Source organism: uncultured Legionella sp., from assembly GCF_937871865.1.
Lineage (GTDB): Bacteria > Pseudomonadota > Gammaproteobacteria > Legionellales > Legionellaceae > Legionella.
Map to the genome: position 1 here is coordinate 1 of NZ_CALMPD010000064.1, position 7,436 is coordinate 7,436.

The following is a 7,436-nucleotide window of genomic DNA, read 5'->3' on the forward strand; positions in this document are numbered from 1 at the left end:
CATCAAAAGATTAGCCAGAAAAACTATCTGTTTCTCTAAATCTGAATTAATGCACGATACCGTGATCGGCTTATTTATCAATCGATTCGAGTTCGGCAGAAATGTTTAAATCAACAGATTTGATACATCACCTAATTGGCCATCATTGTTAAAACTCCGGTAGTGAGCCTGCTAAATAAAATAAGATGCATTATTCTTTAATAGTAGCTTATTATTTTTATAAAAAAATATTGAAAAGAATTATTTATCAATTAGTTAACTTTTTTATCACAAGCTGCTCTACTCCCGGACAGTTAATTACTCTGCAGTTCCCTGGAGTTCGGGTTCATCTGAGGTAGGGGTTTATTTTTATCACAATAGAGCATTGTGCTACCAATTATTGCTGCCGGCATGAGCAGTATATTCACACCGGGGATAAAACTGACTAAATTGATGAATGAGCCGAATCCCAGAGAACGCATTTTATTTTTTTTGATGTTTTCCAGCATGTCTTTAAAGCTAATTAAATTATTATCCATAGCAAAATCCTGATATTGGATACTTAACATCCAGGCGCTGAACAAGAACCATAAAAATGGGTATATGGGTTGGATAAATGGTACAAAAAATAAGAGTCCAATGCCTAAAAGATGTAGTAAGTAATATTTTAAAAATTGCCCCTGGCGTTTCATACTTCTGATTACCATTTGAGAAAACGGTATCGATGGAGGGGCGCTGTTATAAAACATTATTTGGGTTTTTTCTGCCAACAAACCGTTAAATGGTGCCGCCAATATATTAAATACAACAGAGAACATGGATAAAAATAATAAGAAAAAGCAGATTATAAAAATAATAAAAAATAACCCGCTCAAGAAGCTTAGCCAGGATGGTAATTTATCCAGATAGTATGAGGCGTAAGGAAATAAATAATAGTAAGCAACATAAAATAAACCAGCAAACAAAATAAAATTCAATGCCATTGGTATTATAATAAATCGTTTCAACCCTCGGGTTAAAAGATGTTTGATTCCTCGGACCATGTAAAACATGCCATGAATAAATTGGTTCATTTTAATTCCCTGACTATGATGCTTTCTCATTATGAAGTGTTCATTGATATTTAAAAAGCTATTTTTTTATAAACGGAGGTAGGGATCATCTGTTCTTTACAGAGGACAATTTTTATGTACTCATTTTACTTACAACAGTTTAGCTACAATGACAGGGTGGAATGTTTAATTAATAGCACAAAAACAATCTTGCGTATGATCATTGACCATGCCTGTTGCCTGCATGTATGCATATATTATTGTTGAACCTACAAAATTCATTCCTCTTTTTTTAAGATCTTTGGATAATGCATCTGATTCAGGAGTATTGGCCGGAACGTCTTGTATTTTTTGAGGGCGGTTTATTTTCGGACTGCCATTAACAAATTGCCAAACATAGGCATCATAAGAACCAAACTCTTGCTGGATGGCGAGAAATACTCGGGCATTTTGGCGTGCAGAGAATACTTTCAGTCTGTTTCGAATGATTTCTGGATTAGTTAATTGCTCTTCCAGTTCTTCATCTGACATGAGAGCCACTGTGTGGGGATTAAATTGTTTGAATGCTGCGCGATAACCTTCACGCCTTTTCAGGATGGTTTCCCAGTTGAGGCCTGCTTGTGCTCCCTCTAAGATAAGCATTTCAAAATGCTTTTGATCATCATGAACAGGAATTCCCCATTCAGTATCATGATAATGTTCATAATGCGGTTTATTCGTTCCTACCCAGGCACATCGAATCACAGTAGTCTTATCCATAATATTTTATAGCTTCTGGCTGTTTTTTTAATGATAGTATACTGCGATTTGCTATTAATTACAGACCTTAATTTAACTCTATAGTGTATGCTAAAATCCTGTCATAATAATAAATTATGAATTTCAGGTGTTGTTGGCTTTCAATCTAAAATCCATACGTGATGTGGTTTATCCTTGTACTTCATGGTTTTAGGAATGAAGTGTCGCAACAGATTTCGCTACGTTCTCAACACGTTTTGAGATGATTTTATTAGGTTGAACGTTTATGGAAAAATTGCTGCACAATGCTTATTTAAATTATTTTGTCCACTCGGACAAGTTAGTCAATGTTATTTATGCTTTATGTTTGTTTGTTATTGGTTACTTTATAGCAAAACGAGTTAGCCTTCTTGCTGAGCGCGCATTTTCCAAGAAATTTTCGCGTCATCAGACCATGCTAATTCGCCGGTCTGTTTTTTATTCTATTTTTACTATTTTTGCGGTAACCAGTTTACAACACATTGGATTCAAATTAAGTGTTTTACTCGGGGCGGCCGGTGTCTTTACTGTTGCCATAAGTTTTGCCTCTCAAACTGCCGCATCAAATTTAATCAGTGGTATTTTTCTATTATTCGAACATCCTTTTAAAGTAGGAGACACCGTTGAAGTTAAAGGTATTGTCGGCGTTGTTGATTCTATTGATCTGTTGTCTACCAAGCTGAAAACACCGGATAATAAATTAGTGCGAATTCCTAATGAGGCCATGATTAAATCGGAAATTACCAATTTAAGTTATTTTTCTACCCGGCGTTTAGAACTTCTTGTTGCGGTAGCTTATGACTGTGACATTGCTCTGGTTAAATCAATGCTTTTGGATATTGCGAACAACTGTGACCTGGTTTTAAAAAATCCTGAACCTAATGTGAGCATTAATACCTTTGCTAATTCGGCGGTAGAACTTAAATTTATGGTCTGGGTGAGTACTGCAGAATTATCAGGAACGCGTAATATTTTACAGGAAAAAATAAAACAACAATTTGATAAGGCTGGTATTGAGACTCCTGTGTCTCAGTACATGGTACAACGAGTTTAGGAGTCTGAGTGGGCTGTTCGTCTCAGCTTAATTCATGACCATCATTATAATCCAGGTCAGGCTCAGAAAACAGCTCGCACACGGACTCACTTAAAGCCAATAAGGTCATAACGGGTAATGTCGCAATAGCAATTGCCAGGGCAGGAATTATCGCTAATGCGCCTACTGCTAATTCAGCAACGGCGAATGGAAGTGTCAGTAGTGCTGCCATTTGGATTGAGGCAATAATAAAAATAGGGGCTAATATAACTGTCATAATAAAATCAGCGATATTTTGTGGTTGTTGAAAACACGAACTCATCAGGGAGCTTGCGGTTTGAGCGAATAGTTTGCCTGAATATTTTAAAGTGAAACACTCAAAAGAAAATCGCAATGGAGCTGTGGCGTAAAAAAATGTTGCTTCAGTCGTCTGATATATATTTTCTTTTTGTTTCATTTGGCATGGCTCTTTAATGCCCACAGTGTTTTTTATTGTACCGCAATTAAATTGATCAGTATATGGTTTGATGAGGTATTTAATGTGTTATAAATTTCGCATGTCCTACAAAGAAATCTTTGAAATCAAAATGACTCCGTAAATCAGATGTGATATTTTCTGCGCCCTGTGTCACTTTGGGATTATTTATGAAATTATCCAGGCAACAATGCCAAAGAATTGCCAACTATATTGCAGAAGCCTACTCATATCCAGATAATGAATCTGATCTGGCTGGTGCCAAACTGAAAGTTAAGGAAGGATTTAGTAAGTCATTACGCCATTTTGAAATTGGATAGATAATGATTTTGATAAGGAGCAATCTGAGGAAGAATACGACAACTCTGAAGAGGAAGTTATATTCTCTGACGAGGATAGTGAGGAACAATACAGCAATAGCGAAGAAGAATTGATGACCTCTGATGTTGTTGAAGAAGATACTGGGGAGCAAACTGTATGGGGACCGTTTGATACACTTCCAGCTATGAAAGTCGCCCTGACTACAGCATGTCGTGACACTTTTGAAAAATTATCACCTCGTGAGGTGTTAACCGCTTATCTATGCGGCGGAGCTGTTCTTGATTTAATAGAGAATACAACAAAAGCCAATGACCTGGATTTCGTCATTTCTTTAAAGGACATCAATTTTTTAAATTTATTAGGCTACCGAAGAGATGCCTATAACAATAATAGTTATTTCATTAATAGCCCCTACCGCGTGGATGTGAAAGTGTTACCCTATGCGCCTTTTTATCACATACTTGAAATGGGATGGATGCGAGAAGACATAAAAACATGTGATTTTAATATTTGTAAGTTGTACTGTGATCGAGACGGTTCTATATACGATCCAACAGGTAGAGGGCTTTTTGATCTAAATGCCCGCATTTTAAGTATGGCCGGTAATGAAAAAGAAAAATTAGAAAATTCTCCAGCACGAATTATTAGAGCCATGAAATATATGCAACGCGGATTTTATCCTGATGATGCATTAGATTTGGCACTTAGAAACTTTAATTCTCTTCATCCCGAAAAGATCTCTCATGTATACTCGGTGACTCGAAAATTATTAAAAAATAGTGATGATGACGCAAAACAGGTTTTCTTAGAAAATCTCAGGTGCTATGGTTTACTTGGTACTCTTTTTGGTTTGGATCATGAGAGTACTCTTGATGATCTTTCTGCGAGAATAAGTCCTAAGCCTCCAATATTTTATGGAACAACCCAAAAGGGTGCTTCTTTACTATTTCAGAAACCTGAGACTGTTTTTTCGCCGGAGATTTCTTGTGAGCAAAACACAGGTTGCAATTTATTTTAATCAAATTTTAAGTTTCATGTTTTTTCGTGCTGTCATGAAGCTGAGGAGAACTGTCTAAAAATATGCCATTCCCGTTTTTCCCTGCATGAATCTGATCAGTCTAAAATCCTAATGTGCTGTGGTTTATCCACGGCACTCAATCTTGTACACCAAACTTTGGACGTAAGTGTTTGCAGGACAATTAACCGCCCTAACTCATGAAAAGGTTTTATGAAAATAAATACAGAAAAAAATAAAGACAAAGTTCCTGTCATTGAACTTTCTCCTTTACTTACTGCTGATACGATGCATGAAATTTTTCAGTATCTTTCATACAAAGATGGGCTATATGCTTTCCGCCAAACCTCAAGACATTATAACGAACTAGCAGAAAAAATTTTTTCTGGTCAATTAGCGCGCAGGGCAACTAATCTCGAACCCTCATGGATTAGAACATCTCTTGATTCTTTTTGTAGTGAAGGAAATATACGCCTAATTTTAGCAGTAATTAGCGCTGCACTTGGTTTTATGATGATCTCCTATTGTTCGGAAGCGATGAACCAACTCAATGTTCTTTTATGTCTTGTTTTTAGTTGGTCAGGCTTTTTTAACGCTTTAATGCTTACTTACTATCTTTCTAACCTATATAAGCAATTCACGGAAGACGAGATAGAGATTTATTCTGATATTTTTTTTTCTACCATTGGCATGGTAGCAGGAGTGTTCTTTGCATGTCATCTTTGGAAGAATGGCGCTGCAGGTATGACGAACGGCTCTACAGACATGATACAGAATTCAGTCGTGGGCATTACGCTTGGTTCTGCGCCCATCGGAATTATTTCTGGCGTTGCTCCCAAGATGGTTCGTATGGGAATATTTGCTAATAAAACGGTTATTAAAGAGTCTATTGAAGAGCAATTTAATTTAAGGTATCGATAGAGTTTACCATAAAAGGGTTTTAGTCATGGCTTGTTTTTCATCAACTAGCTTGATAAAACGGGCATACCGAATTACCGCTTGTAAAGCCGTGGTAATTCGGAAATAGGAGCACAATTCAGAATTGGATTATATTTTAAAATCAGGGGCTGAAAACCGATCTGCCTGTTTGCTTGCAGCCTCACGAACAAGCTTTTCAAGCCCTCCGTGCTTGTTTACAATACTCCCTAATCGTCCATCTTGCAGTGCTTTTTTCTCTGCTTCGCTGAATACTATGGTACTTGTATGCCCTGTATCCATTAATTGCTCTAGTTTTGATGACGCATTTATCTTTACTTCTCTGCTTTTAGAATTGAAATGATCCGTTCCTAACAGCATATCCTGGATAAAATAGAGAACAGAGAATACTCCCATAAAATTATAATGAAAGCTCCATTCATTTTTTCTTAAGTTCTGATACTCTGCCAGTTCCTGTCTTATCAATGAGTGGGACCTATCTGTCAAAGGCATTTTTTTCGTTTGAAAAAAGGAGCCAGATACTTCTGGAATAATGGGTTTAGGTACGTCGGGAGATTTTACTGAATGGCTAAGTGCTGATAAGGTTTTCTGGCAAGGATAATAACCTTGATTGGCCGTGAGTTTGAAAATACGAGCACAGCTTTGTTCCAGTCCCTTGAAGTCGTGATTACTTTGTCCTGGTGTTTTGTTTAAATGCGTTGCTGCGTTACGAAATAAGGTTAAACTGGACATTAATTTTTGGGCATCCACATTACCGCCCATCAAGGTAGTCAGAGGTATTTTTTGCACTTGTTGTTCTACTAATTGAACCAGCTGAAAATAGCGCTGAAAAAGGATGGGATCTTTTAGGTATGCACAGGCTTCATCCCTATCTTTTATTCCATAGTATTTGGCAGTATCACTAAAACCAAGTGATTCCAGTTGAGGAAAAATATACCAGATCCAATGGCTTGTTTTTTTTCCGTTTTGAAGTTCCTTTTTTGCTTGTTCATGGCCAGAATGGCTTTTTTGAGCTTTATGAAAACGATCGAGGTTCATATGAGGGTCTCTTTATTATTAAAGGCTGTTGATATCCGTAGCAAGTCGCATTGCACCTAGAGAGGCCTGAATATCAATCGCTCCTAGGTATTATTGGTATGTGATGTTGTCTTTTCGATGAGCTCCAGTTCAATTTCAGTACTTTCTTTTTTACGATTAAATAACGTAAATTCTTTTTGATAAGGCCTGGTCTCAGAGGTGTCAGTATCTGGTTTAGTCTTCGCTGGGTGAGTTTTTCCGAGTAATTCGAGCAGATGTTTCGAATGGCTGGGGTTCCCTAAAGATGCAGATTGAGTGACGCTATTTTTTTGCTCATACGCAATAAGTGCTTCATTCAGAATGATGTCTTTTTTATTGATTTCATTCTGAGTTTTAAACTGTTTTTCTTCCTGCTCTGTCATTTTTTCTATAATCCATTTGCCTAAACCAACAATGGCTAATGTGATACCTGCACCTACCATTGAGGGAAAGAATATAGGGGGAGCAACAATGATTCCTATACCCATAAGCAAGGCTACTACAGAAATGGCTGTACCTGCTGAAGTTATACCTAAATTAGTAAGAGATATTGCCAGTTTGGGATCTGCTAATTCATAGTCGAATCGAAGTAAGTGAATCGGTTGGGTAATGCTGATTATGTCTGCTTCAGTCGTTAAAATTTCATTTTGTAATTTTTGAATTTCATCAAGTACTTCCTGATTGCCTTCTAGTTCTGTTTCTGAGGTGATTAAAGACAGGACACCAGTAAGAACTTGCATTTGTTCTTTATGAATTTTATAAAGTTGTGCTAATTGAGACGCTTTATTTTCA

At 36.9% G+C, this 7,436-nt stretch carries 10 protein-coding genes; 5 read left to right on the forward strand and 5 right to left on the reverse strand.

Going from position 1 to position 7,436, the window contains the following annotated elements; translation table 11 throughout:
* The coding region (locus Q0495_RS03660) for an IS1 family transposase (protein ID WP_298623241.1) at window positions 1-109 on the forward strand (109 nt) is incomplete at its 5' end.
* Window positions 110-293: 184 nt separating this feature from the next.
* On the opposite strand, the gene cysZ is transcribed toward Q0495_RS03660, so the two are convergent.
* Both cysZ and Q0495_RS03670 read right to left on the reverse strand, forming a co-directional pair.
* Window positions 294-1,052 carry a sulfate transporter CysZ gene (cysZ, locus tag Q0495_RS03665; protein ID WP_298623223.1) on the reverse strand — a complete coding sequence of 253 codons (759 nt, stop codon included), beginning with the start codon at window positions 1,050-1,052 and terminating at the stop codon, window positions 294-296.
* A 165-nt stretch (window positions 1,053-1,217) separates the two neighbouring features.
* Complete coding sequence (locus Q0495_RS03670; protein WP_298623226.1) at window positions 1,218-1,790, reverse strand: DNA-3-methyladenine glycosylase I; 573 nt, start codon at window positions 1,788-1,790, stop codon at window positions 1,218-1,220.
* A gap of 265 nt (window positions 1,791-2,055) precedes the next feature.
* Between Q0495_RS03670 and Q0495_RS03675 the strand changes: the two genes are divergently transcribed.
* The gene (locus tag Q0495_RS03675) at window positions 2,056-2,862 is read left to right on the forward strand and encodes a mechanosensitive ion channel family protein (protein WP_298623229.1); all 807 of its coding nucleotides are present in this window, start codon (window positions 2,056-2,058) and stop codon (window positions 2,860-2,862) included.
* 22 nt (window positions 2,863-2,884) lie between these two features.
* Here the strand turns inward: Q0495_RS03675 and Q0495_RS03680 are convergent, their stop codons facing one another.
* Window positions 2,885-3,298 carry a hypothetical protein gene (locus tag Q0495_RS03680; RefSeq protein ID WP_298623231.1) on the reverse strand — a complete coding sequence of 138 codons (414 nt, stop codon included), beginning with the start codon at window positions 3,296-3,298 and terminating at the stop codon, window positions 2,885-2,887.
* Between the two features lie 188 nt (window positions 3,299-3,486).
* Between Q0495_RS03680 and Q0495_RS03685 the strand changes: the two genes are divergently transcribed.
* The 3 genes from Q0495_RS03685 (at window position 3,487) to Q0495_RS03695 (ending at window position 5,573) form a co-directional block, all read left to right on the forward strand.
* Window positions 3,487-3,636 carry a hypothetical protein gene (locus tag Q0495_RS03685; RefSeq protein WP_298623232.1) on the forward strand — a complete coding sequence of 50 codons (150 nt, stop codon included), beginning with the start codon at window positions 3,487-3,489 and terminating at the stop codon, window positions 3,634-3,636.
* 113 nt (window positions 3,637-3,749) lie between these two features.
* The gene (locus Q0495_RS03690) at window positions 3,750-4,655 is read left to right on the forward strand and encodes a hypothetical protein (RefSeq protein ID WP_298623234.1); all 906 of its coding nucleotides are present in this window, start codon (window positions 3,750-3,752) and stop codon (window positions 4,653-4,655) included.
* Between the two features lie 210 nt (window positions 4,656-4,865).
* A complete protein-coding gene (locus Q0495_RS03695) occupies window positions 4,866-5,573 on the forward strand; it encodes an F-box protein (protein ID WP_298623237.1) in 708 nt (235 codons plus the stop codon).
* A 126-nt stretch (window positions 5,574-5,699) separates the two neighbouring features.
* Here the strand turns inward: Q0495_RS03695 and Q0495_RS03700 are convergent, their stop codons facing one another.
* On the reverse strand, window positions 5,700-6,626 hold the full coding sequence (locus tag Q0495_RS03700) for a DUF1810 domain-containing protein (protein WP_298623238.1): 927 nt from the start codon (window positions 6,624-6,626) through the stop codon (window positions 5,700-5,702).
* A gap of 83 nt (window positions 6,627-6,709) precedes the next feature.
* Window positions 6,710-7,436 (reverse strand): T4SS effector SidA family protein (locus Q0495_RS03705; protein ID WP_298623239.1); only part of this gene is annotated, 727 nt, incomplete at its 5' end.